Source organism: Devosia honganensis, from assembly GCF_042648785.1.
Classification (GTDB): domain Bacteria; phylum Pseudomonadota; class Alphaproteobacteria; order Rhizobiales; family Devosiaceae; genus Devosia; species Devosia honganensis.
Window position 1 is genome coordinate 343372 of sequence record NZ_JBHRYD010000005.1, and the last position, 25604, is coordinate 368975.

Genomic DNA, 25604 nt, shown 5'->3' on the forward strand with positions numbered 1-25604 from the left:
CGGACAGCTTCTATTCCTCTCCCCATTGGGAGAGGCGGCCCGGTCGCTGAGGGGATGCCCTCACCACACTTTCGCTCCAGAGAAGCGATATAGCGGCCGCCCGCGGGGCGGCCTTTTTACTTGTTTATGTTACACTGATGCCGACGCTCTTTCGCCCCCTCCCTCACGAAGGGAGGGCCGGGGTAGGGGTCTCTCGCCTCGAATCCGGAACGAACCATGCCCCTGCCTGAAACCATCCTCGCCCCCATTGCCCGCGCCCTCGAAGCCAGGGGCTATGACAGCCTGACGCCCGTGCAGGCGGCGGTCATCGAGGAGGAGGCCGGGGGCCGCGATCTCCTCGTCTCCGCCCAGACCGGATCGGGCAAGACCGTCGCCTTCGGCATGGCCATCGCCCCGACCCTTCTGGGCGAGGCCGAAAAGCTCCCCGAGGCCGGCGCGCCGCTGGCCCTCGTCATCGCCCCGACCCGGGAACTGGCCATGCAGGTGCGCCGTGAACTCGACTGGCTTTATGCCCAGACCGGGGCGAGCACCGCTGCCGGCGTCGGCGGCATGGACCAGCGCACCGAGCGGCGCGCCCTCGAGCGCGGCGCCCATATCGTCGTTGGCACGCCCGGGCGCCTGCGCGACCACATCACCCGGGGCGCCCTCGACATGTCGGCCCTGCGCGCCGTGGTCCTGGACGAAGCCGACGAAATGCTCGATCTGGGCTTTCGCGAGGATCTCGAATTCATCCTCGCCGCCGCGCCCGAGGGCCGCCGTACCCTGCTGTTCTCGGCCACCGTGCCCAGGCCCATTGCCGAACTCGCCAGGACCTATCAGCGCGACGCCCTGCGCATTTCGGCCGCCAGCCCGGGCGAGCAGCATGCCGACATCGACTATCAGCTCATGGTGGTGCCGGCCGACGACCGCGAGAACGCCGTCATCAACACGCTGCTCTGGTACGAGGACACCAATACCATCGTCTTCGCCTCCACCCGCGAGGCGGTGAAGCGTCTGTCGGCGCGGCTGCATAATCGCGGCTTTGCGGTCGTCACCCTTTCGGGCGAACTCACCCAGTCCGAGCGCACCAATGCCCTTCAGGCCATGCGCGACGGCCGCGCCCGCATCTGCGTCGCCACCGACGTCGCCGCGCGCGGCATCGACCTGCCCAATCTCGATCTGGTCATCCATGCCGAACTGCCGATGAATGCCGAGACCCTGCTGCACCGGTCCGGCCGTACGGGCAGGGCAGGGCGCAAGGGCACATGTGTGGTCATCACTCCCGCCCATCGGCAGCGGGTGGCGCGCTCCATCCTGCGCGCCGCCAGGGTCGAGGCGCGGGACATCGATCCACCCGGCGCCGACGCCATCGACGCCCGCTATCGCGAACGGATTCTCACTTCGCCGCTTTTGCAGCAGGATGTCACGGAGGAAGAGGCGGAAAATGTTAACAGTCTGTTAGCGAACAACAGTCCGATGGCACTGGCTGCGGCCTATCTTCGTCTCCAGATGACCGCCCGCCCGGTTCCCGAGGAAATCGGCGCGCCCGAACCCGAAGCGCCCCGCGAACCGCGCACCCGCGAGCGCTTCGCCGGGGGCACCTGGTACCGGATCACCCTCGGGCGCAAGCAGCGCGCCGACCCGCGCTGGCTCCTGCCCATGATCTGCAAGGCTGGCGGCGTCACCAAGCAAGCCATTGGTTCCATTCGTATTTTCGACAAGGAAACCATTTTCGAAGTCGCCGCCGACAAGGTCGATGCCTTCACCCGCAACCTCGAAAAGAACGGCACCGGCGAGCGTAACGTCACCATCGCCCCCGTCGATCGCCCGGCGCCCAAGCCCCCGCGGCCACCGAAGAAGAAGCCGGTCAAGGCCAAGGACCACAAGAAGCGCCGCAGCACCGACGGCTAGGCCCGCGCCACCGCCCGGCTGCCCAGCCGGCGCCAGTTGCCGCCGGCCATGATCGCGGCGCCGAACACCGCCACGCCGGCGCCGACCATGAGGGTAAAACGATAGTTCCCACCGGTGGTTAGCAGGCCGAACGCCATCGCGCCGAGCAGATTGGCGGCAATCGCCACCACGTCCATCAGCGAGGTGGAAAGGCCCACCCGGCCTTTGATGGCATCCTGTATGTAGGGGATATTGATGCTCATCAGCGCCGCCGTCCCCAGCCCGTTGAGGAGCAAGAGCCAGTAGAACATAGTGAGGCTGGTGAGCAGGCTGGCAAGGCCGATGAACAGCGCCATCACCAGCCCGGCGGCGGACAGCAGGGTTTCCTTGCTCCATAGCGTGGTCAGATAGGCCAGCAGCAGCATGCAGGGCGCCTCGATGGCCGCCGTGATGCCGGCATAGAGACCGACATCGGTGACCGTGCCGCCGAGATCCGTGACGATGAACAGCGGCACCGTGAAGGTGAGGATGCGCATTGCCGCCGTCATCACCACCAGCCCCAGCAACCCCGCCAGCGTGCCCAACGGCAGCGCCAGGCTCGAGAGTAGCGAGGTGCCCTCCGCCCGCTGCGGCGGCTCCATCCGCACCGCCGTCGTCCGGTCGGCCATGAGCAGCGCAAAAATGCCCCCGACGGCGGCATGGCTCAGCGAGGAAACCAGGTAGACGTTGAAAATGCTGAACTCCGCCGCGATCCACCCGGCTATCGGCGGTACCACGATCCAGGCAATGGTGAAGACCGTGCGCAGTGCCGTGACCATGAAATCCGCCCGCGCCGGGTCGTGCCTGACGTAATAGACGCGGATATAGGCAAAGCATTGCGAGTAGCAGGCGCCGGCAATGGGCATGACCAGCGCCATGGCGAGCGTAAAACTCCATTGCGTGGGCCAAGCATAGATCATCCCATGGGCGAGAACGCCGCTCAGCGCCGTGATCAGCACCAGCAAGCGTCGGTCCGGCAGCTTGTCCGAAACATAGCCGAGCGTCAGCGATACCAAGGTTCCCAGCACCGAACCGATGGCCATGACAGTGGCGAACCAACCGGGCGAAAGGCTCAGCGTGTCCACGCCCACCAGCGAGGCATAGGGCAGGGTGGCCGCATAGGTTACGCCCGAGAAGAACATGTTCGTCCCGAGCAAAGCCGTCACCGGCAGGCGCGATCGTGCGGCCATGGCCCTCTCTCCAAGCGGGAGGGAGACCTAGCGCCTCGCCGCCCGGCTGTCCATCAGGCTCGCTCGGACGCTACAATGCTCTCCGCAAGGGCGGCGATGTCGGCGGAATACTTCTCTCCGACCAGGTCCATCCCGTTCATCCAGGTGCTGAACCGTTTCAGCATCGGTACGAAAGCGGCCAACTCGCCACTGTCCCAACTGGCCAGAAAGTCGCCCATGATAAGATATTTATAGGCCCGCACCGCATCGACCACCGCCTCGCCCCGCTCGGTCAGCGCGATGATGGTACGCCGGGCATCGGCCTGGCTCACGGTGCGGCGGGCGAAGCCCTTCTCGACCATTTCGCTCACCAGCCGGCTGGCCCGCGACGGATCGATATTGAGCCGTTCGGCCACCGTCGCCACCATGGTCTCGCCCTCGTTCTCGCCGAACTGGGCGGGTGATCCGAGAATGGCGACCAGCACGTCGAACTGGGCCAGATCGATGCCGACATGCAGTTGTTCGAGCGCCCGCTGGCCCAGTTCGCGCTTCATGGCGCGCCGGCGCCATCTTTGCAGCATGCCGTCGATATCCATCACCGCACTGGCGGTGTCGGCGTCGATCCCCGCCTTACACAGCAGGGCATTGAGTTCGCTCTTGTCGCTTAGAGGCATGGCAGCCCTCGGAATTTTGCATGTGTTGTGCAATTGGATGCTGTTGACATGTAATTGCTCGAAGCACATATATGCTTCAGGAATTTATTTCGCAAGGCGAGTGCGCCTTGATGTATCGGCGAAGGCAGGGCGATCCGGCCTGTCGCCGGATTTTTTTGTTCAGGGACCATGTCGATCCGAAGGGCGATGGGGCTCCCGCTCAGAGGTTTGCCTTAATGTCTCAATCCCCCTCATCCGCCGATCCCTTGCAGGGCCAGTCCGTGGCGCTGGTCATCGGCGCCGTGGCCGTCACGCTGCTCCTCGCTTCGCTCGGCCAGACCATCGTGTCTACTGCGCTGCCCTCCATCGTCGGCCAGCTCGGCGGGCTCGAACATCTGACCTGGGTGGTCATCGCCTATCTGCTGAGCTCGACTGTGGTTGCGCCCATCTACGGCAAGCTCGGCGATCTCTACGGGCGCAAGATCGTCCTGCAGACGGCAATCGTCATCTTTCTCGGCGGCGCCGTGCTGTCCGCCCTTGCCGGTTCCATGACCTTTCTCATCATCGCCCGCGCCATCCAGGGCCTGGGCGGAGGCGGCCTCATGGTGGTCGCGATGACGGTGGTGGCCGATATCATTCCTCCGCGCCAGCGCGGCAAGGTGCAGGGCCTGTTCGGCGCCGTCTTCGGCGTCTCCACCATCGCCGGCCCGCTGCTCGGCGGCTTCATCGTCGAGCATCTGACCTGGCAATGGATCTTCCTCATCAACCTGCCGCTGGGCGTCATTGCCCTGGCGGTCATCGCCATCGCGTTGAAGCCGCGGCCCGACCGGGTCTCGCACAGCATCGACTATGCCGGATTCGTCCTGCTTTCGGGCGGGCTCACCGCCTTCGTGCTGGCGACCTCCCTGGGCGGCAATACCTGGGCCTGGTTCTCGCCCCAGATTCTCGGCCTGGTCGTTTTCGCCTTCGCGGCATTGGGCACCTTCGTCTGGGTGGAGATGCGCGCCGCCGAACCTGTGCTGCCACTGAGCCTGTTCCGCATCAATAATTTCACCATTTCCGGGGCTGTCGGTTTCCTCGCCGGCATGGGCATGTTCGGCTCCATCACCTTCCTGCCCATGTATCTGCAGCTCGCCAAGGGCGTGTCGCCCACCGATTCGGCCATCCAACTGGTGCCGATGATGATGGGGCTCATCGGCGCGTCCATGCTGTCGGGGTTCCTGATGACCCGCACCGGTCGCTATCGCTTCCTGCCCATCGTCTCCACTTTCGTGCTCGTCATCGGCCTGTTGCTACTCGCCAATATGCAGCTCGACACACCGTCCTGGCAGGTCGGCGCCTTCATGTTCCTGGTCGGCGCCGGCATCGGCCCGGTCAACAATGTCAGCGTTACGGCGACGCAGAACGCCGTGCCCCGTGAACTGGTCGGTGCCGCCACAGCCGGTATCACCCTGTTCCGCCAGATTGGCGGCTCCATCGGCGTCTCCGTTTTCGGCGCCATCTTCGCCAGCGGCCTGGCCGGCCGCATTGGCGGCCTCATGCCCGGCGGCAGTGCCGGCAGCTTCGATGCGGAGGCGGTGGCGGCTCTGCCCGAGCCTCTACGCAGCACTGTGCTCGAAGCCTTTGCCAGCGCGTTGCATCCGGTGTTTTTCACCGCGGCGGGCGCGGCTGCCCTCGCCTTCTGCCTGAGCTTCCTTCTCAAGGAACAGACGCTTGCGACGACGCTCCGCCGGGAGCCGGACGCGGAAATCGATGCCGGCGAGCGGGCCGCCGAGGCTCTCGTCGCGGCACCCGCTTCAGCCAGAGGTTGAACTCGAAAGGTATTTATTCGCGGATTATCAACATTTTATGCCGTGATCCGGATTCTATTTCCGAGGCGCATGCCGCACTTATGGCGAAAATGTGAATGGTCAAATCACTTCGCATGAGTAGTTTGACGGCATTGGTTCTGCCGAGTTCGCGTCGCCGGCCCCTCACACTGGAGAGACAAGCGTGCCCTTGCGTTGGCAGGAAGTGGCTTTGCCGCTGATCACGATCACCCTTCTCATCGTCCTCAAGCATGTTCCGGCGACTGCCGCTCTGCCCCTTGCCCGCGCGGCTGGCGTGGTTGCCTTCGGCTATGCGGCATTTCTGGCGCTCCGCCTCGTGCAGCCCGAAGAGGCGATCATGGTCGAGGGAGGGTGGGCCGAATTGCGTCCCTCGCTGGTCGAATATTTCGCCTGCTATGGCGCTGCCGCCCTCGCCGCAGTGCTGCTCTTCGCCGTCATCGTCATGGGCCACGCGGCCAGCACCGCCCAATTGGTCGCCACCTATCTGGCCGTGCTCCTGCTCGGTGCCGGCGCCTTCGCCGTCGGCGTCGCCGGGCTCTTTACCAACACGCGCTGGGATCACCGGCAAGTGAAACATCGTTCCGCGCTGGGCAGGGAAACCGCGCTCGACTGGTCCGATGTACGCTCCGTCCGGCCCAATTGGCGTGGCATCACCATTTCCGGCACGAGCGGCCGCATCACCTTCTCGCAGTTCCATGGTGGCGCCGCGCAATTGGCCCGCCACGCCGCCACCCGCGCCCGCCGCAACGCCGAAGCTGCCACAAGGGCCTTCGCCGCGTAGAATGCGATTGCTGCGGTCCATCGGAAAGACAGGCTTCGGGATCGGTGAGTGGCCTTGAGGCTGTTCCGACAGAGTGACGCTGCCACCGCTCTGTAACAGCGCTCCTCAATCCGCTACAACGCCACCATGTCCGATCTTTTTGCCGCCGATCCCGTAGAAACCGACAAGGCCCGTCCGCTGGCCGACCAGTTGCGCCCGCGCACCCTCGATGAGGTGATCGGCCAGCAGCACCTGTTGGGCCCAAATGGCTCGCTGCGGCGCATGCTGGATTCGGGGCGCCTCGGCTCGCTCATCCTCTGGGGGCCGCCGGGGACGGGCAAGACCACGGTGGCAAGGCTCCTGGCCGACCGGATCGGCTATCGGTTCGAGCAGATCTCGGCCATTTTCTCGGGCGTCGCCGACCTGAAGAAAGTGTTCGAAAAAGCCCGTTTCGAACGGCTGTCCGGTCATCGCACGCTGCTTTTCGTCGATGAAATCCATCGGTTCAACCGCGCCCAGCAGGATGGTTTCCTGCCGGTGGTGGAAGACGGCACCGTGGTGCTGGTGGGCGCAACGACCGAGAACCCCTCCTTCGAACTCAATGCGGCGCTGCTATCGCGGGCGCAGGTGCTGCGCTTCGAATCGCTCGGGGCCGACGATCTCGAAAGCCTGCTGCAGCGCGCGGAAACCCATCTGGACGTGAAACTGCCGGTTACCGACGAGGCCCGGGCGACCCTTATCGGCCTCGCCGATGGCGACGGGCGCGCGCTGCTGGGACTGGTAGAGGAAATCCTGGCTTCGGCCGGCACGGACGAGACCATCGACGCCGCCGGCCTGCTGAACGTCGTGCAGCGCCGCGCGCCCATTTATGACAAGGCGCAGGACGGGCACTACAACCTGATCTCGGCGCTCCACAAGACCATTCGCGGTTCCGATCCGGACGCGGCGCTCTATTATTTCGCGCGGATGCTGGATGCGGGGGAGGATCCGCTCTTTCTCGCCCGGCGCCTCATTCGCATGGCCTCGGAAGATATCGGGCTGGCCGATCCCCAGGCTCTGTCCCTGGCCGTGGCCGCCCGCGACGCCTATCAGATGCTGGGTTCGCCCGAAGGGGAGCTGTCGCTGGCGCAGGTGGTCGTCTATCTCGCGCTCGCCCCCAAATCCAACGCCGTCTATACCGCCTTCAAGGCGGCGAGCTCGGTCGCCAAATCGACCGGGTCGCCCATGCCGCCCATGGTCATTCTCAATGCCCCCACCAAGATGATGAAGGGGCAGGGCTATGGCGAAGGCTATATCTACGATCACGATACGCCCGAAGCCTTTTCGGGCCAGGAGTATTTTCCCGAAAAGATCGGCCGGCAGGACTTTTATCAGCCCGTCGAGCGCGGATTCGAGCGCGACCTGCGCAAGCGCATGGATTATTTCGCCCGGTTGCGCGCCGCCAAGCGCGCCGGGTCCGGACACGATGGCGGCGCATAAGGATCGCAAATGCAGGCAGTTCTCCTCGTTGGCGCCGGCGGTGCAATTGGCAGCATGGCGCGATATGGCCTGTCCGTTCTGGTCGGCCGCTTCTGGTCAGGCGGTTTTCCGCTTGCCATCTTGCTCACCAATATATTGGGCTCGTTCCTGATGGGCGTGCTGATCGGCACGCTTGCACGCACCTTGCCCGCCCACTCCAATGAAATCAGGCTTTTTGTGGCGATCGGGGTCCTGGGCGGCTTCACCACCTTCTCGTCCTTTTCCCTCGACACCATCGTCCTGATGGAACGTGGCGAGATCGGCCAGGCGTTGCTTTATGTCGTCTTGTCCGTTGTGATTTGCCTCATCGGTCTATATCTCGGGCTTCTGCTAACCAGGGGCGGAGCTGCATGAGTGCTGTTCAACATCGGGAAGTGACGGCGGATGACGACGGCATGCGGCTGGACCGCTGGTTCGCCCGCCATTTTCCTCAACTCGGCTTCGGGCGCCTGCAAAAGCTGATCCGCAATGGTGAAGTCAGGCTGGACAAGGCCAAGGTCCAGACCAGCACCAGGGTGGCGGAAGGCCAGGTCATCCGCGTTCCGCCCATTGACGATCCGGACACGGTGCGTCCCTTCCGAGTCAACGAGCAGGATGCCCGCTTCCTCAAGGATCTGATCCTTTACGAGGACGACGACCTCTATGTGTTCGACAAGCCGCCGGGTCTGGCCGTGCAGGGCGGCAGCGGCACCACGCGGCATCTCGACGGTCTGCTCAGGAACCTGCCCAATCGGCAGGGGGAGACCCCGCGGCTGGTGCATCGGCTCGACCGCGATACCTCCGGTTGCCTCGTCGTGGCCAAGACGGCGGCGGCGGCGCGGCATTTCGGCGCGGTGTTCCGTTCCCGCTCGGCACGAAAGATCTACTGGGCGCTGGTGGCCGGCAATCCCAGTCCGCGCCAGGGCGAGATTTCCTGCTTCCTCGCCAAGCGCGCGACCAGTGATGGCGAGCAGATGGTGGTGGTGCGCAACGGCACGCCGGGCGCCGTGCATTCCTCCAGCTATTACTCGACCACCGACACGGCCAGCCGGCGCTTCGCCTGGGTGACATTGAAGCCGGTGACCGGGCGGACCCATCAGTTGCGCGTGCATATGGCGCAGCTCGGCACGCCGATCATCGGCGATCCGCGCTATTTCAACATCGAGAACTGGCAGTCGGCCCCGGGGCTGGGCGAGGGGCTGCATCTGCATGCCAGACGCATCGTCCTGCCGTTGCGAAACGGCAAGAGCATCGATGTTTCGGCGCCCTTGCCCCCCCACATGCGCGAAAGCTTCGAGGCGCTGGGGTTTGATCCGGATCGCTACGACGTGCAGCGGGCCGACCCGGAGGATGGCGCATGAAACTGGTCATGTTCGACATGGACGGCACGTTGATCGACACCGAAGCGTTGATCGCCGAACACATGGCCAGGACCTTTGCGGAGGCGGGGCTGACGCCGCCGACGCCGGTGCAGGCGCGGCGGGTGATCGGACTGTCGCTGCCCAAGGCCATGGCGACGCTGCTCGGCTCGGACGATGCGAATCTGGCGGAAAAGCTCGCCGAGGACTATCGGGGTCATTACCGTGCCTCGCTGGTGGCGGCGGAGGGGCGGGAAGGACTGTTTCCGGGCGCGCGCGCCGCACTTGATCTGCTGCGGTCCCGAACCGACATGCTGCTGGGAATAGCCACCGGTAAGGGCTTGAGCGGGGTGCATCGCCTCACGCAGCTTCATGGCATTGCCGGGCATTTCGTGACGCTGCAGACGCCGGATCACAATCCGTCCAAGCCGCATCCGGGCATGATGCTGCGGGCCATGGCGGAAACCGGCGCCCAAAAAGCCGATACGGTCATCATCGGCGACACCACTTTCGACATGGAGATGGGCAAGGCGGCCGGCACGAGAACCATCGGGATAACCTGGGGCTACCATAATCCCGACGAATTGCGCGGGGCTGGTGCCGATCTGCTGGTGGAGACTTACGACGACCTGCCTGCGGCCATCGACCGGGTTCTGGAGAACTGACATGCGCGACCAGTTGGAAGAAGCCCACCGGCACCGGGACGACGGCTACGGCCGGGCGCAACACCTCAATCGCGTGGAACTGCCCAAGCGCTTCTATTCGGCGGTGGATGTCGTCCGCGTGGAAAGCGGTTATGCGGTGACCCTCGACGGCCGGCAGGTGCGGACGCCGGGAAAGAAAATCCCCGTCGTGGTGCCCGCGCTGGCTATCGCCCGATCCATCGCGCAGGAATGGGCGGCACAGGGCGAGTTTGTCGATCCGGCGGCCATGCCGATGGTGCGACTGATCAATTCGGCGGTGGAAAGCGGCGAGCAGACCATGCCCGCATTTCGGGCCGAGATCGGCAAGTTTGCCGCCAATGATCTGCTTCTCTACAGAGCTGACTCGCCCCGCGAGCTGATCGCCGAGCAGGAACGTCAGTGGGACGCGGCGTTGGTCGGGCTGGCCCGGCATTTCGATATCGCCTTCCGGCCCACGGTCGGGATCATCCATCAGGCCCAGCCGCCCGAAACGCTGGCAAGGCTCGATGCGGCGCTGGAAGGGCAGGGCCTCCTGGCGCTGACGGCGCTGGTGTCGATCACCGGCCTGACCGGCTCGGGTCTCCTGGCGGTTGCCCTGCTGCATGGTCTGCTCACCTCCGACGCTGTGTGGGCCGCGGCGCATGTGGACGAGGATCACCAGATTCGCCTCTGGGGCGAGGATGCTGAGGCCACGGAGCGCCGGGCGAAGCGCAAGGTGGAGTTCGATACCGCCGTTTCTGTGCTCGAGGCGCTACGCCAGCCTTGAGCGCGGCTGCGCCGTGGGGTCATCTTTTCGTCCGTTTTCCGCCGCAAGATCCACTTGCATCCCGACGCCTTTGCCATTAGACACAGGCGCGCCGGAAGGGGTTTAGCTCAGTTGGTAGAGCATCGGTCTCCAAAACCGAGGGTCGTGGGTTCGAGTCCCCCAGCCCCTGCCAGGCGCATCGACCTTCCCCCACCATGAATTTTGTGGCGATATCCACCTGGTCGAACGGGACGCTTGCCCTGACGACAGCCACGACTTGGGGCCGCGATGCTGCCGATCTATTACATCAATCTCGACAGCCGGCCCGATCGCCGGGCGTTCATGGAGGCGCAACTGGCCTCATTGGGGCTGGAAGGCACACGCGTTTCGGCGGCGACGCCGGCCGACCTCACGCCTGAAGAGGTGGCGCTCTATTGCGATGGCCGCAAGCCGCGCTATCTGCGCTGCAAGGAACTGGCATGTTCCTTGAGCCATGAGCGGGTGTGGAAGAGGATGGTGACCGCAGGGAACCGTTGGGCGCTGGTGCTCGAGGATGATGCGGAACTATCGCCGTTATTGCCGAATTTTTTAGAATCTCTGGGAAATTTCGACACAGACCTCATTCGGCTGGAGGCGACCGGCCCGACCATTCGTGTTTTTCCGCCGATTGCAAATATCGTTGGGATCGGTCTTCGCCCCTTCCGGTCAACGCCGATGGGCTCCGCCGGTTATGTCCTTAGCAATAGAGCGGCTAAATTGCTTGTTGGACACCCGGCATTCAGGCAGCGCCAGACCGATCTTGCCCTTTACAATCCCTTCGACGAGCCCGGGGCCTCCATCAGGCGGGTCCAAGCCGTGCCCGGCCTCTGCCAGCAACTGGGCTCCATGCGTCCCGACAAGCTTTCCATCGGCCGCAGCGACATCGCGCCCGTCGACGAACCACATCTTTACGCCAAAGAGCATCCGCTGCGCTATCGGCTCGGGCGATTGCGGGAAGGTCTGACCGAAGGCTGGCGCAATGCCCGCGATCACTTCGCCAGCAAGAAGCAGGGCCTGACGCGAATGAGCATACCCTTCGCCGATGGGACCTGGACTGGCTCGGACCTTATTCCGCGGCCACCGGCCGCTCGCCGGAATGGCGGGCCTTCAGCCGGTTGAGCTGGTGCGCGGCATGGGTGAGCAGGGCGGTGCGCACCTGCTCATGCGGGACATGCCCGCAATCGGCCTTCACCTTGAGATCGAGCGAATATTCGGTGGCGTTGCCCATTAGCAGTTCGCGAATCCGCACGCGTACCGCGCCCGTGACACGGCGGGCGAGGGTCGGATGGGGCCCGAAATACAACACCTGGCACTGAAGAACCTCGAACGACATTGCTCCCTCCCTGAGCTCTGCCACCCCTCGATCCAAATCCATCCCAAGCCGCTGCGCAAGCGGATTCCGTCGGGTTTTACACTTATGCTTTACAGCGATGCATTTTTGGCGGATGCGGTATCGATCGATTCTCTTGGGCATGCCTGTTGCAATATGCGGGCAAAGCCTCTAGATAGCCGGTCTCTAGCCGTGCGGGGATTCCAGCGCGGCCTTTGGTTTTGCACCAAGACACGAAGTTGATTTGCCAATGGCCCGCACGAACCCGATTCAGTTTCTCCAGCAGGTTCGCTCGGAAGTCAGCAAGGTCACCTGGCCTGGCCGGAACGAGGTCGTAATCTCCACGATCATGGTTCTGGTGCTGATCGTTCTGGCCAGCCTGTTTTTCCTGGCTGCCGATCAGGTCATTTCCTGGATCGTGTCATTGATGCTGTCGATCCGCTAGGCGGATCAGTTTTAGATTTATTGGGAGCGGCGACCCCTTATGGCGAAGCGCTGGTATATCGTTCAGGCGTATTCGAACTTTGAGCGCAAGGTGGCGGAAGATATCCTCCAGAAGGTTGCGCAAAAGAAGCTCGAGCACCTGTTTGAGGACGTGATCGTGCCGACCGAGAAGGTCGTGGAGATCCGTCGCGGCCGCAAGGTCGACGCCGAGCGCAAGTTCTTCCCGGGCTATGTGCTGGTGAAGATGGAGATGACCGACGAGGCGTTCCACCTCATCAAGAACACGCCCAAGGTCACCGGTTTTCTCGGCGCGGACAACAAGCCCATGCCGATCTCGGAGGCGGAAGCCATGTCGATCCTGCAGCAGGTGCAGGAAGGCGTGGACCATCCCAAGCCCTCCGTCAGTTTCGAAGTGGGCGAGAGCGTGCGCGTGTCGGACGGTCCCTTCGCCAGCTTCAACGGCGTCGTCGAGGAAGTGGACGAGGAGCGTTCACGCCTCAAGGTCGAGGTCTCGATTTTCGGTCGCCCCACCCCGGTGGAGCTCGAATACGGTCAGGTCGAAAAGGTCTGACCCCTGTCGTTGCGTAAGCACGACCACTAAGAATTTCCGGCGTAAGCCGGTGAAATCCGTGGAAGGGGATGGTGCTTAGCCAGTGCCAGGAAACCGCACCACGGCCATCAACCGCCCCTGTTGGGGCATTGAACAGGATAGAAAATGGCTAAGAAGATTACGGGCTATATCAAGCTCCAGGTGCCGGCCGGCTCTGCCACGCCGTCGCCCCCGATCGGTCCTGCGCTGGGTCAGCGCGGCCTCAACATCATGGAATTCTGCAAGGCCTTCAACGCGGCCACGCAGGAGTTGGAGAAGGGCTCGCCCATCCCCACCGTGATCACCGCCTATGCGGACAAGAGCTTCACCTTCGAGATGAAGCAGCCGCCGGTCACCTACTTCATCAAGAAGGCCCTCAACCTCAAGTCCGGCTCGAAGCTGCCGGGCAAGGAGAGTGCCGGCGCCCTGACGCAGGCGCAGCTGCGCGACATCGCCGAAAAGAAGATGAAGGATCTCAACGCGGACGACGTGGAGTCCGCGATGACCATGATCGCCGGTTCCGCCCGTTCCATGGGCATTCAGGTCGAGGGCTGAGACTGATGGCAAAGATCGCAAAGAAAGTCGCCGCGGCCCGTAAGGGCATCGACCGCAACAAGCTCTATTCGCTCGAGGAAGCGGTCAAGCTGGTGAAGTCGAAGGCTTCCGCCAAGTTCGACGAGACCGTCGAGCTCGCCATGAATCTGGGCGTCGATCCGCGCCACGCCGACCAGATGGTCCGTGGTGTCGTCACGCTGCCCAACGGCACCGGCAAGACCGTGCGCGTGGCCGTGTTCGCTCGCGGTGCCAAGGCCGACGAAGCCAAGGCCGCCGGCGCGGATATCGTGGGCGCCGAAGACCTCATGGAAACCATTCAGGGTGGCAAGATCGAGTTCGATCGCTGCATCGCCACGCCCGACATGATGCCGCTGGTCGGTCGTCTGGGTAAGGTGCTGGGGCCGCGCAATCTGATGCCGAACCCCAAGGTCGGCACCGTGACCATGGACGTCAAGGGTGCGGTCGGCGCTGCCAAGGGCGGCGCTGTGGAATACCGCGTCGAAAAGGCCGGTATCGTGCATGCCGGGATCGGCAAGGTGTCGTTCTCGGAAGACGCGCTGATCCAGAACATCAAGGCTTTCACCGATGCCGTTCAGAAGTCGAAGCCTTCCGGTGCCAAGGGCACCTATGTGAAGAAGGTCGCCGTCAGCTCCACCATGGGGCCGGGCGTCCATGTCGAGCCGGCTACGGCTCTTTAGCGAATTCGGGCGCTTGCGCCCGGAAATGTCGGCAGTCCCCCGGCCTTCGGGCCGGTATTGCCGACGTGAAGTCCTGTCCGAGACTGCCGGTCGGCTCAGCCGATAATTCCCTGTCCGGGAGCCAGCAATAGACGGGGTGAGACCCAATTCGGGGCCGCAGGGCCCGGCGGGATTGCGGTTCGAACCTAAGCCAGTTGCCCCTCGGGGCACTCGGTTGGCAGGCACTAACCGTTGTTCCCCGGCTCTTTCCAAGAGCAGGGGGCAGCAATTGGCAATGGCCCCCGCGCTTCGGCAGGGGGCCTGACTAGTGGAGACTAGCGTTGGAAAGAGCGGAAAAGCGTGTAGTCGTCGCTTCGCTCCAGGAAGCCCTCGCGGGCGCTGGATCGATCGTCGTCGCGCACAATACCGGCCTCTCCGTTGCCGCTTTCACCGATCTGCGCCAGCAGGTCAAGAAGGCGGGCGGCAAGGTCAAGGTCGCCAAGAACCGCCTTGCCAAGCTCGCTCTGAAGGAAACCGATGTCGCGGATATCGCGGGCCTGTTCACCGGCCCGACCGTCATCGCCTATGCGGAAGACCCCGTCGTTGCGCCAAAGATCGCAGCGGCTTTCGCCGAGAAGAACCAGAAGTTCGTGATTCTCGGCGGCGCCATGGGGCAGACCGCGCTCGACGCCGATGGCGTCAAGGCGCTGGCGACGATGCCCTCGCTGGACGAACTGCGCGCCAAGCTCGCAGGCCTCGTCAAGCAGCCCGCTACCAACATCGCTTCCATCCTGGTGCAGCCGGGCGCGGGCATTGCCCGTGTCCTCAAGGCCCACGCGGAAAAGAGCGAAGCGGCGTAAGGCCGTTCCAAACTACCTCAACATTCGAACCCAAACCCAAACTGGAAAGAGTATAAAATGGCTGCTGATCTCGCCAAACTCGTTGATGACCTCTCGGCCCTGACCGTTCTGGAGGCCTCTGAACTCTCGAAGCTGCTGGAAGAAAAGTGGGGCGTTTCCGCCGCCGCTCCGGTTGCCGTCGCCGCCGCTGCCGGTGGTGCCGCTCCGGCCGCCGCTGCTGAGGAAAAGACCGAATTCGACGTGATCCTCGCCTCCTTCGGCGACAACAAGATCAACGTCATCAAGGAAGTCCGTGCCATCACCGGCCTCGGCCTGGGCGAAGCCAAGGCCCTGGTCGAAGGCGCTCCGAAGGCCGTCAAGGAAGGCGTTTCCAAGGCCGAGGCCGAGGACATCCAGAAGAAGCTGGAAGACGCCGGCGCCAAGGTCGAACTCAAGTAATTTCGACTTCATGCCTTGAAATTTGCGAAATGGCGCTATATGTGCCATTTCGCTTCTGTCGTTTCTACGGAACGATTCGCCGGGCCGATTGGATGGGTCCAGGCGCCAATTTACGGAAATATATGACGAATTCGGATGTCGCGGGCACGTTGAAGCCTCTGATGACCTCGCCGTGGGCTTGCCCCCGAGCGGGGAATTAGGCGCTGCTCACGTTGCTGTGATCCCTTCCGCCGGGGTTGAGGCGGGGATTTGATGCGTCATCGACCGGCCCCAGAACTGACTACCGGGCATATATCCCGAGCACCGACGGCTGATAGTCGGATCTTTGGATATCTGCCTCCGAGACAAGCGTTTTAAAGTAGGAGCTTTCATGGCTACCACCTTCAACGGCCGCCGCAAGGTCCGCAAGTCCTTCGGTTCCATCCGCGAAGTCACGGAGTTGCCCAATCTGATCGAAGTCCAGAAGGCTTCCTATGATCAGTTCCTCCAGGTCGACGAGCCCCAGGGCGGGCGTCCCGACGAGGGATTGCAATCCGTCTTCCGCTCGGTCTTCCCGATCTCCGATTTTTCCAATACCGCCTCGCTGGAATTCGTGCGCTACGAGTTCGAGCAGCCCAAATACGACATCGACGAGTGCCGTGCGCGCGACATCACTTTCGCTGCCCCGCTCAAGGTGACGCTGCGGCTGATCGTGTTCGAGGTGGATGAGGAGACCGGCGCCCGCTCCGTCAAGGACATCAAGGAGCAGGACGTCTATATGGGCGACATGCCCTTCATGACCTCGAACGGCACCTTCATCGTCAATGGCACCGAGCGTGTCATCGTCTCGCAGATGCACCGGTCGCCCGGCGTGTTCTTCGACCACGACAAGGGCAAGACCCATTCCTCCGGCAAGCTGCTGTTCGCCGGCCGCATCATTCCCTATCGCGGTTCCTGGCTCGATATCGAATTCGATGCCAAGGACATTGTCTATGCGCGCATCGATCGGCGCCGCAAGATTCCGGTGACCTCGCTGCTCAAGGCGCTCGGCATGGACGCCGAGGAAATTCTGGCGACCTATTACAACACGCTGCAATACGAAAAGTCCGACAAGGGTTGGCGCGTTCCTTACGATGCCGAGAAGTGGAAGGGCGCCAAGCCGACCCACGACCTGATCGACGCCAAGACCGGCGACGTGGTGCATGAGGGCGGCAAGAAGCTTTCCGCCCGCCAGGCCCGGAAGCTGGCCGAGGGTGGCCTGACGCATCTGCTCGCCGTCGACGAGGACCTTTTCGGCATGTACATCGCCGAGGACCTCATCAATCTCAAGACCGGCGAAATCTACGCCGAAGCCGGCGACGAGATCGACGAGAAACTGCTGGCCGGCCTCGTCGAGAAGGGCTTCGACGAACTGCCCATCCTCGATATCGACCACGTCACCATCGGCGCCTATATCCGCAACACGCTGGCCGTCGACAAGAATGAAAGCCGCGAAGACGCGCTGTTCGACATCTATCGCGTGATGCGCCCCGGCGAGCCGCCCACCGTGGAAACGGCCGAGGCGATGTTCCAGTCGCTGTTCTTCGATCCCGAGCGCTACGATCTGTCGGCCGTCGGTCGCGTGAAGATGAACATGCGCCTCGAGCTCGATGCGCCCGATACCGTGCGCACCCTGCGCAAGGAAGACATCGTCGAAGTGGTGCGCACGCTGGTCGACCTGCGCGATGGTCGCGGCGAGATCGACGATATCGACAATCTGGGCAATCGCCGCGTCCGCTCGGTCGGCGAACTGATGGAAAACTCCTACCGGCTCGGCCTGCTCCGCATGGAGCGCGCCATCAAGGAGCGCATGAGCTCGGTCGAAATCGACACGGTCATGCCCCAGGACCTGATCAACGCCAAGCCGGCGGCGGCTGCCGTGCGAGAGTTTTTCGGCTCGTCCCAGCTCAGCCAGTTCATGGACCAGACCAACCCGCTCTCGGAAATCACCCATAAGCGCCGTCTCTCGGCGCTTGGGCCGGGCGGTCTGACCCGCGAGCGTGCCGGCTTCGAAGTCCGTGACGTGCACCCGACCCATTACGGCCGTATCTGCCCGATCGAGACGCCCGAAGGTCCCAATATCGGCCTGATCAACAATCTGGCCACCTATGCCCGCGTCAACAAATACGGTTTTATCGAGACCCCGTATCGCAGGATCGTCGATGGCAAGCTGACCGACGAGGTCGTCTACCTCTCGGCCATGGAGGAGGCCAAGCACTTCGTCGCCCAGGCCGATGCCCAGTTCAATCCGGACGGCACGCTGACGGACGATCTGGTGGTGGCGCGCCATGCCGGCGACAACGGCCTGACGCCCAAGGAAAACGTCGACCTGATGGACGTTTCGCCCAAGCAGATGGTGTCGGTCGCCGCCTCGCTGATCCCCTTCCTCGAGAATGACGACGCCAACCGCGCCCTCATGGGTTCGAACATGCAGAAGCAGGCCGTGCCGCTGCTGCGGGCGGAGGCGCCGTTCGTGGGCACCGGCATGGAGCCGGTGGTGGCCCGTGACTCGGGTGCCGCCATCGTCGCCAAGCGCACCGGCATCGTCGACCAGGTGGACGCCACCCGTATCGTCATCCGCGCCACGGAAGAAACCGACGCGTCGAAGTCGGGCGTCGACATCTACAATCTGATGAAGTTCCAGCGCTCGAACCAGTCGACCTGCATCAACCAGCGTCCGCTGGTGGTAGTGGGCGACCACATCAACGCCGGGGACATCATCGCCGACGGTCCCTCGACCGAACTGGGCGATCTGGCCCTCGGACGCAACGTGCTCGTCGCCTTCATGCCTTGGAACGGCTACAACTTCGAGGACTCCATCCTGCTTTCCGAGAAGATCGCGATGCAGGACGTCTTCACCTCGATCCATATCGAGGAATATGAAGTCATGGCCCGCGACACCAAGCTCGGCCCCGAGGAAATCACCCGCGATATTCCGAACGTTTCGGAAGAAGCGCTCAAGAGCCTCGACGAGGCCGGCATCGTCCATATCGGCGCGGAAGTGCAGCCGGGCGACATTCTGGTCGGCAAGATCACCCCCAAGGGTGAATCGCCGATGACGCCGGAAGAAAAGCTCCTGCGCGCTATTTTCGGCGAGAAGGCTTCGGACGTCCGCGACACCTCGCTGCGCGTGCCCCCGGGCGACGCCGGCACGGTCGTCGAGGTGCGGGTGTTCAACCGCCACGGCATCGACAAGGACGAGCGTGCCATGGCCATCGAGCGCGAGGAAATCGAGCGCCTGGCCAAGGACCGCGACGACGAGCAGTCGATCCTCGATCGCAACGTCTATGCGCGTTTGAAGGAAATGCTGTTCGGCAAGGCCGCTACGGCCGGCCCGAAGGGCTATGTCGTGGGCACCAAGCTCAACGATTCCATCTTCGAGGCGCAGCCGCGTTCGAAGTGGTGGCAGTTCGCGGTCGAAGACGACAAGGTCATGGCCGAGATGGAAGCCCTCCACGCCCAGTACGAGGAGAGCCGCCGCCTGCTCGAGCAGCGCTTCATCGACAAGGTGGACAAGCTCCAGCGCGGCGACGAACTGCCCCCTGGCGTGATGAAGATGGTCAAGGTCTTCATCGCCACCAAGCGCAAGATCCAGCCCGGCGACAAGATGGCCGGCCGCCACGGCAACAAGGGCGTTGTGTCGCGCATCGTTCCGGTGGAAGACATGCCCTATCTGGAAGACGGCACCCCGGTCGATATCGTGCTCAACCCGCTCGGCGTGCCTTCGCGCATGAATGTGGGCCAGATTCTCGAGACCCATCTGGGCTGGGCCTGCGCCGGCATGGGCAAGAAGATCGACGAGATGGTCCGCGCCTATCATGCCAAGGGCGATCTGGCTCCGCTCAGGACCGAGATCAAGGAACTCTTTGCCAACGACAACTCGATCTCCGATCTGGATGACGACGGCGTGGTTCGTCTCGGCGAACACCTCTCGAAGGGTGTTCCCATCGCCACCCCGGTGTTCGACGGTGCCAAGGAAGCCGATATCGTCGACATGCTGGAGCGGGCGGGGCTCAAGTCGTCGGGCCAGTCGACCGTCTTCGACGGCCGGACTGGCGAGCAGTTCGACCGCCAGGTGACCGTGGGCTATATCTACATGCTCAAGCTCGACCACCTGGTGGACAACAAGATCCACGCGCGCTCCATCGGGCCCTACTCGCTCGTCACCCAGCAGCCGCTGGGCGGCAAGGCGCAGTTCGGCGGTCAGCGCTTCGGCGAGATGGAAGTGTGGGCGCTCGAGGCGTATGGCGCTGCCTATACGCTGCAGGAAATGCTCACCATCAAGTCGGACGACGTGGCGGGCCGCACCAAGGTCTACGAGGCCATCGTGCGGGGCGACGACACCTTCGAAGCGGGTATTCCGGAAAGCTTCAACGTTCTGGTCAAGGAAATCCGGTCGCTGGGCCTCAATGTCGAACTCGACATGCGGGACGCCGACGAAGAGCCCGGCCAGGCCGAAGCGGAACTCGCGCCTCCTCAGGAAGCGGCGGAATAATCCGGCGCCTCCCACCCCATTCACCTTCCTTCCAGGCCGGCATTTCCAATGCGGCCCGGAAGGATAGAGGAGAGAACTGATGAATCATCATTCCCACGTCATGGACCCGTTCAACCCGGCTGTCCCGGTGCAGACCTTCGACCAGATGAAGATCTCCATCGCCTCGCCGGAAAAAATCCTTTCCTGGTCCTATGGCGAGATCAAGAAGCCCGAGACCATCAACTACCGCACGTTCAAGCCCGAGCGGGATGGCCTCTTCTGCGCGCGCATCTTTGGCCCCGTGAAGGACTACGAGTGCCTGTGCGGCAAGTACAAGCGCATGAAGTTCAAGGGCGTCATCTGCGAGAAGTGCGGCGTTGAAGTCACGCTGAGCCGTGTGCGCCGCGAGCGCATGGGCCATATCGAGCTGGCTGCGCCGGTCGCCCATATCTGGTTCCTGAAGTCGCTGCCCAGCCGCATCGCGCAATTGCTCGACATGACGCTCAAGGATATCGAGCGCATTCTCTATTTCGAGAATTATGTCGTTCTCGATCCGGGCCTCACCCCGTTCACCCAGAACGAGCTTCTCACCGAGGAGCAATATCTGGATGCGCAGGACGAATACGGCGCCGACACCTTCACCGCCAAGATCGGTGCTGAAGCTATCCGCGAAATCCTGCTCTCGCTCGATCTGGAAAAGATCGCGGCGGATCTGCGCGTGGAAATTGCCGAGGCGACCACCGAGCTCAAGCCCAAGAAGCTGGCCAAGCGCCTCAAGATCGTCGAGCAGTTCATCGTCTCGGGCAACAAGCCCGAATGGATGATCATGACTGTCATCCCGGTCATTCCGCCCGAACTGCGCCCGCTGGTGCCGCTCGATGGCGGCCGCTTTGCGACCTCCGACCTCAACGACCTCTACCGCCGCGTCATCAACCGCAACAACCGGCTGAAGCGCCTGATCGAACTGCGGGCGCCGGACATCATCATCCGCAACGAAAAGCGCATGCTGCAGGAGGCCGTCGACGCGCTGTTCGACAACGGCCGTCGCGGCCGCACCATCACCGGCGCCAACAAGCGGCCGCTCAAGTCGCTTTCGGACATGCTCAAGGGCAAGCAGGGCCGGTTCCGCCAGAACCTGCTCGGCAAGCGCGTGGACTATTCGGGCCGCTCGGTCATCACCGTGGGCCCGAACCTCAAGCTGCATCAGTGCGGCCTGCCCAAGAAGATGGCGCTGGAGCTGTTCAAGCCCTTCATCTATTCGCGCCTCGAGGCCAAGGGTTTCTCCTCGACGGTGAAGCAGGCCAAGAAGCTGGTGGAAAAGGAAAAGCCGGAAGTCTGGGACATCCTGGACGAGGTGATCCGCGAGCATCCGGTGCTGCTCAACCGCGCGCCGACGCTGCACCGCCTGGGCATCCAGGCCTTCGAGCCGATCCTGATCGAAGGCAAGGCCATCCGTCTGCACCCGCTGGTCTGCTCGGCCTTCAACGCCGACTTCGACGGCGACCAGATGGCGGTCCACGTGCCGCTTAGCCTGGAGGCGCAGCTCGAGGCCCGCGTGCTGATGATGTCGACCAATAACATCCTGCACCCGGCCAATGGCCAGCCGATCATCGTGCCCAGCCAGGACATCGTGCTTGGCCTCTACTATCTCTCGCTGATGAACGAAGGCGAGCCGGGCGAGGGCATGGCCTTCGGCTCCTATGCCGAGCTCGAACACGCGCTCGACAACAAGGTCGTCACCCTGCACACCCGCATCAAGGCGCGCGTGCCGGCCTGGGACAAGGACGGCAAGCAGACCACCGAGATCGTGGAAACCACGCCGGGCCGCATGCTGATCGGCCAGATTCTGCCCAGCAATCCGCAGGTGCCGTTCTCCACGGCCAACCAGTTGATGACCAAGAAGATGATCTCCAAGATGATCGACACGGTCTATCGCGGCTGCGGCCAGAAGGAGACGGTGATTTTCTGCGACCGCGTCATGCAGCTGGGCTTCCAGAATGCTTGCGACGCCGGTATTTCCTTCGGCAAGGACGACATGGTCATCCCCGAGGCGAAGTACACCATCGTCGATGAGACCCGGAAGCTGGTCGAGGAATTCGAGCAGCAGTACAATGACGGCCTGATCACCCAGGGCGAGAAGTACAACAAGGTCGTCGATGCCTGGGCCAAGTGTGGCGACCGGGTTGCCGAGGAGATGATGAAGGGCATCGCCGCCGTTCAGGTCGACGAGGAAACCAAGCGTCAGAAGCCCATCAACTCGGTCTATATGATGAGCCATTCGGGTGCCCGCGGTTCGCCGGCGCAGATGAAGCAGCTTGCCGGCATGCGCGGCCTGATGGCCCGCCCGGACGGCTCGATCATCGAGACGCCGATCACGGCGAACTTCAAGGAAGGCCTCAACGTGCTGGAGTATTTCAACTCCACCCACGGAGCCCGCAAGGGTCTGGCCGACACCGCGCTCAAGACCGCGAACTCGGGCTATCTTACGCGCCGTCTCGTCGACGTGGCGCAGGACGCGATCATCGTCGCTGCCGATTGCGGCACCGATCGCGGCCTGACCATGGAACCGATCGTGGACGCCGGGCAGGTGGTGGCTTCGCTGGGCCAGCGCATCCTGGGCCGCACCACGGCCGACGACATTCTCCACCCGGTCTCGGGCGAACTCGTCGCGGCCAAGGGCACGCTGCTCGAGGAGAAGCATGTCGATCTCATCGAAGAGGCCCGGATCCAGTCGGTCCGCATCCGCTCGCCGCTGACCTGCGATATGCGTCAGGGTTGCTGCGCGGCCTGCTATGGCCGGGATCTGGCCCGCGGCACGCCGGTCAATATCGGCGAAGCCGTCGGCGTCATCGCCGCCCAGTCGATCGGCGAGCCGGGAACCCAGCTCACCATGCGGACCTTCCATATCGGCGGTACCGCTCAGGTGGTGGACACCTCGTTCCTCGAGGCCGGTGCCGAAGGCAAGATCGAAATCCGCAATCCCAGCCTCGCCATGGTCGAAGGCGGCCGGCAGGTCGTCATGGCCCGTAACGTCTCGCTGGCCATCGTGGATGGCGAGGGCAAGGAGCGGGCCACCCACAAGGTGACCTACGGCTCCAAGCTTCTGGTCAAGGAAGGCGACAGCGTCCGCCGCGGCCAGCGCCTGGCGGAATGGGACCCCTATACCCGTCCCATCCTTGCCGAAGTCGAGGGCGAGGTCGTGTTCGAGGACCTGGTGGACGGCGCCTCGGTGGCGGAAAACACCGACGAGGCGACCGGCTTCACCAAGCGTGTGGTCATCGACTGGCGCGGCAATCAGCGGGGCGACGGGCTCAAGCCGGCCATCGCCATCGCCCGTGGCGGCGCGGTCGCCAAGGTGGATCGCGGCGGCGACGCCCGGTATCTGCTGTCGGTGGATGCGGTCATCGCGGTCGAGCCGGGCGAGAAGGTCTCGCCGGGCGACGTCCTCGCCCGTATCCCGCTGGAAAGCGCCAAGACCAAGGACATCACCGGCGGTCTGCCGCGTGTGGCGGAGCTGTTCGAGGCTCGCCGTCCGAAGGATCATGCCATCATCGCCGAGATCGATGGCACCATCCGCTTCGGCCGCGACTACAAGAACAAGCGCCGCATCGTCATCGAGCCGCTCGAGGATGGTGCCGATCCGGTCGAATACCTGATCCCGAAGGGCAAGCCGTTCCATCTGCAGGAAGGCGACACCATCGAGAAGGGCGAATACATCCTGGACGGCAACCCGGCTCCACACGACATCCTTGCCATCAAGGGCGTCGAGGAACTGGCGCGCTATCTCGTCAACGAGATCCAGGAGGTCTATCGCCTGCAGGGCGTGCTGATCAACGACAAGCACATCGAGGTGATCGTTCGCCAGATGCTGCAAAAGGTCGAGATCGTGGAGCCTGGCGATTCGGGCCTGCTCAAGGACGAGCAACTCGACAAGCTGGACTTCGATGAACTCAACGACGCGCTCGTGGCCGACGGCAAGAAGCCGGCGACCGCCAATCCGGTGCTGCTCGGCATCACCAAGGCGTCGTTGCAGACCCGCTCCTTCGTGTCGGCGGCTTCCTTCCAGGAAACCACCCGCGTGCTCACCGAGGCCGCCGTCTCGGGCAAGGCCGACCTGCTGGAAGGTCTCAAGGAGAACGTCATCGTGGGCCGCCTGATCCCGGCCGGGACCGGTGCGGGCATCGCCCAGGCTCGTCAGATTGCCGGCAAGCGCGACGATCTGATCCTGGAGGAGCGCCGCCGTCAGGCCGAAACTGCTGCCATCCCGGCGCCTGCCGCCGAATAAGCCAGCAGCGGATAAGAGACAGGAAAGGGGCCTTCGGGCCCCTTTCTTTTTGACCTTATCCCGCTAGGCCAAGATATTGCGTCAATTCGCGGGCCGCGGCGCCGCCGGCCCGGTTGGCGCCAATGGTGGAGGCGGAAGGGCCATAACCCACCAGATGGACGCGGGGATCGCGCGTGACCCGCGTTGCCAGCCGCCCGCTCATCAGGATGCCGCCGCTCTCTTCACGCAATTGCAATGGCGCGAGGTGATCCAGCGCGCTGCGGAAACCGGTGCACCACAAGATGACATCGACCGCGAGCCGGGTGCCGTCTTCCCATACCACGCCCTCGGGCGTGATGGCGCTGAACATGGGACGGCGGTCGAGCACGCCGCGCTCGCGCATGGCGACGATGGCCGGGGTGATCGGCAGGCCGGTGACCGAAACCACGGCGCATGGTGGCAGGCCGGCTCTTACCCGCTCTTCCACCAGGGCAACGGCGGCGCGGCCGGCTTCCTCGTCGAACGGGCCTTCGCGGAAACGCGGCGGGGTGCGCGTGACCCAGCTCGTGCGCGTCACCTGCGAGATTTCGTCGAGCAACTGAATGGCCGAAATGCCACCGCCCACGATCAGCACATGCTGGCCGGCAAACTGCTTGGCGCTGATATAGTCGCGCGTGTGGAGCTGACGGCCGGCAAAGCTTTCCGCGCCGGGATAGGCGGGGATATAGGGTTTTTCCCAGGTTCCGGTGGCGTTGATGAGGCCCCGGACGGAAAACAGGCCCCGGTCGCTTTCGATCCGCAAGCGCTCGCCGCGATCGCAGACGACGCTGACCCCGGCTGGGCGCAATACCTTGAGGTCGAAATGCTCCTCATAGGCTGCATAATATTGCGGTACGGCAATGAAGGCTCGAACGCTGGCATCGCCGCCGGCTGTCTCGGCAAAGCTCATGCCGGGCAGGTCATGCACCCGGTTGACGGTGCTGAGGGTCAACGACGGCCAGCGATATTGCCAGGCGCCGCCCGCTTGGGGCGCCCGGTCCAGCACGAGGAAGTCCCTCCCGGGCTCGAGGCCAAGCCGCCTGAGGTGATAAGCGGAGCTGAGGCCGGCCTGTCCGGCGCCGATGACGGCGATGTCGAGTTTGAGCGCGGCGCGCGGGGTTTGGTCGATCACTTGCGGCTCCGGAATGGCGCCCAGATCTAGACGCGCCCGACGAGCGGGACAAGCCCGCAGGCATCGGGGAGGGCAGGGGGACCGCGGCAATTTCCTGGCCGAACGGTTTCCCGCAATATCGTCCACTCGCGCGATTCCGCGTC

General features: G+C 63.7%; 21 protein-coding genes and 1 tRNA gene. 18 read left to right on the forward strand and 4 right to left on the reverse strand.

What is annotated here, in order from left to right; all coding sequences use genetic code 11:
- The first annotated feature begins 216 nt into the window (after nt 1–216).
- On the forward strand, nt 217–1890 hold the full coding sequence (locus ACFOOL_RS08515; RefSeq protein ID WP_380096523.1) for a DEAD/DEAH box helicase: 1674 nt from the start codon (nt 217–219) through the stop codon (nt 1888–1890).
- On the opposite strand, the gene ACFOOL_RS08520 is transcribed toward ACFOOL_RS08515, so the two are convergent.
- Entirely contained in the window at nt 1887–3098 is a 1212-nt protein-coding gene (locus ACFOOL_RS08520; RefSeq protein WP_380096524.1) for an MFS transporter, read from the reverse strand. The two genes, ACFOOL_RS08515 and ACFOOL_RS08520, sit on opposite strands and share 4 nt — an antisense overlap.
- 53 nt (nt 3099–3151) lie before the next feature.
- On the reverse strand, nt 3152–3751 hold the full coding sequence (locus ACFOOL_RS08525) for a MarR family winged helix-turn-helix transcriptional regulator (protein ID WP_380096525.1): 600 nt from the start codon (nt 3749–3751) through the stop codon (nt 3152–3154).
- Between the two features lie 215 nt (nt 3752–3966).
- Here ACFOOL_RS08525 and ACFOOL_RS08530 point away from each other — a divergent pair, with 215 nt between their 5' ends.
- From ACFOOL_RS08530 to ACFOOL_RS08570, 9 genes are all read left to right on the forward strand, one after another.
- Nucleotides 3967–5541 (forward strand): MDR family MFS transporter, encoded by a 1575-nt coding sequence (locus tag ACFOOL_RS08530; protein WP_380096526.1) that lies wholly within the window; start codon nt 3967–3969, stop codon nt 5539–5541.
- Between the two features lie 181 nt (nt 5542–5722).
- Complete coding sequence (locus ACFOOL_RS08535) at nt 5723–6340, forward strand: hypothetical protein (RefSeq protein WP_380096527.1); 618 nt, start codon at nt 5723–5725, stop codon at nt 6338–6340.
- A gap of 126 nt (nt 6341–6466) precedes the next feature.
- Nucleotides 6467–7798 (forward strand): replication-associated recombination protein A, encoded by a 1332-nt coding sequence (locus tag ACFOOL_RS08540; RefSeq protein WP_380096528.1) that lies wholly within the window; start codon nt 6467–6469, stop codon nt 7796–7798.
- 9 nt (nt 7799–7807) lie between these two features.
- Nucleotides 7808–8191: a fluoride efflux transporter CrcB gene (gene crcB / locus ACFOOL_RS08545; protein WP_380096529.1), complete on the forward strand. Its 384-nt coding sequence runs from the start codon at nt 7808–7810 to the stop codon at nt 8189–8191.
- Nucleotides 8188–9177 carry an RluA family pseudouridine synthase gene (locus ACFOOL_RS08550; RefSeq protein ID WP_380096530.1) on the forward strand — a complete coding sequence of 330 codons (990 nt, stop codon included), beginning with the start codon at nt 8188–8190 and terminating at the stop codon, nt 9175–9177. The genes crcB and ACFOOL_RS08550 overlap by 4 nt, the downstream gene beginning before the upstream one ends.
- Nucleotides 9174–9839: an HAD family hydrolase gene (locus ACFOOL_RS08555; protein WP_380096531.1), complete on the forward strand. Its 666-nt coding sequence runs from the start codon at nt 9174–9176 to the stop codon at nt 9837–9839. Before ACFOOL_RS08550 ends, ACFOOL_RS08555 begins: the two co-directional genes overlap by 4 nt.
- Nucleotide 9840: 1 nt before the next feature.
- Nucleotides 9841–10623 (forward strand): ATP12 family chaperone protein, encoded by a 783-nt coding sequence (locus ACFOOL_RS08560; protein ID WP_380096532.1) that lies wholly within the window; start codon nt 9841–9843, stop codon nt 10621–10623.
- A gap of 96 nt (nt 10624–10719) precedes the next feature.
- A tRNA-Trp gene (locus ACFOOL_RS08565) sits at nt 10720–10795 on the forward strand.
- Nucleotides 10796–10890: 95 nt separating this feature from the next.
- On the forward strand, nt 10891–11760 hold the full coding sequence (locus ACFOOL_RS08570) for a glycosyltransferase family 25 protein (RefSeq protein ID WP_380096533.1): 870 nt from the start codon (nt 10891–10893) through the stop codon (nt 11758–11760).
- Here ACFOOL_RS08570 and ACFOOL_RS08575 read toward each other — a convergent pair.
- Nucleotides 11708–11974, reverse strand: coding sequence for a hypothetical protein (locus ACFOOL_RS08575; protein ID WP_380096534.1), 267 nt, complete (start codon nt 11972–11974; stop codon nt 11708–11710). The genes ACFOOL_RS08570 and ACFOOL_RS08575 overlap by 53 nt on opposite strands.
- 247 nt (nt 11975–12221) lie before the next feature.
- Here ACFOOL_RS08575 and secE point away from each other — a divergent pair, with 247 nt between their 5' ends.
- The 8 genes from secE to rpoC all read left to right on the forward strand — a co-directional run bounded on the left by secE (nt 12222) and on the right by rpoC (nt 24311).
- Complete coding sequence (gene secE, locus ACFOOL_RS08580; protein ID WP_380096535.1) at nt 12222–12416, forward strand: preprotein translocase subunit SecE; 195 nt, start codon at nt 12222–12224, stop codon at nt 12414–12416.
- 39 nt (nt 12417–12455) lie between these two features.
- Nucleotides 12456–12986: a transcription termination/antitermination protein NusG gene (gene nusG, locus ACFOOL_RS08585; RefSeq protein ID WP_380096536.1), complete on the forward strand. Its 531-nt coding sequence runs from the start codon at nt 12456–12458 to the stop codon at nt 12984–12986.
- Between the two features lie 144 nt (nt 12987–13130).
- On the forward strand, nt 13131–13559 hold the full coding sequence (rplK, locus tag ACFOOL_RS08590; RefSeq protein WP_380096537.1) for a 50S ribosomal protein L11: 429 nt from the start codon (nt 13131–13133) through the stop codon (nt 13557–13559).
- Nucleotides 13560–13564: 5 nt separating this feature from the next.
- Nucleotides 13565–14257 (forward strand): 50S ribosomal protein L1, encoded by a 693-nt coding sequence (gene rplA / locus ACFOOL_RS08595; RefSeq protein WP_380096538.1) that lies wholly within the window; start codon nt 13565–13567, stop codon nt 14255–14257.
- 320 nt (nt 14258–14577) lie between these two features.
- On the forward strand, nt 14578–15096 hold the full coding sequence (gene rplJ / locus ACFOOL_RS08600; RefSeq protein ID WP_380096539.1) for a 50S ribosomal protein L10: 519 nt from the start codon (nt 14578–14580) through the stop codon (nt 15094–15096).
- A gap of 57 nt (nt 15097–15153) precedes the next feature.
- Nucleotides 15154–15534: a 50S ribosomal protein L7/L12 gene (rplL, locus tag ACFOOL_RS08605; RefSeq protein ID WP_380096540.1), complete on the forward strand. Its 381-nt coding sequence runs from the start codon at nt 15154–15156 to the stop codon at nt 15532–15534.
- Nucleotides 15535–15904: 370 nt separating this feature from the next.
- Nucleotides 15905–20047 (forward strand): DNA-directed RNA polymerase subunit beta, encoded by a 4143-nt coding sequence (rpoB, locus tag ACFOOL_RS08610; RefSeq protein WP_380096541.1) that lies wholly within the window; start codon nt 15905–15907, stop codon nt 20045–20047.
- A 79-nt stretch (nt 20048–20126) separates the two neighbouring features.
- Nucleotides 20127–24311, forward strand: a complete 4185-nt coding sequence (gene rpoC, locus ACFOOL_RS08615; protein WP_380096542.1) for a DNA-directed RNA polymerase subunit beta' — start codon at nt 20127–20129, stop codon at nt 24309–24311.
- Nucleotides 24312–24366: 55 nt separating this feature from the next.
- On the opposite strand, the gene ACFOOL_RS08620 is transcribed toward rpoC, so the two are convergent.
- On the reverse strand, nt 24367–25461 hold the full coding sequence (locus ACFOOL_RS08620; RefSeq protein ID WP_380096543.1) for an NAD(P)-binding domain-containing protein: 1095 nt from the start codon (nt 25459–25461) through the stop codon (nt 24367–24369).
- Nucleotides 25462–25604 lie beyond the last annotated feature (143 nt).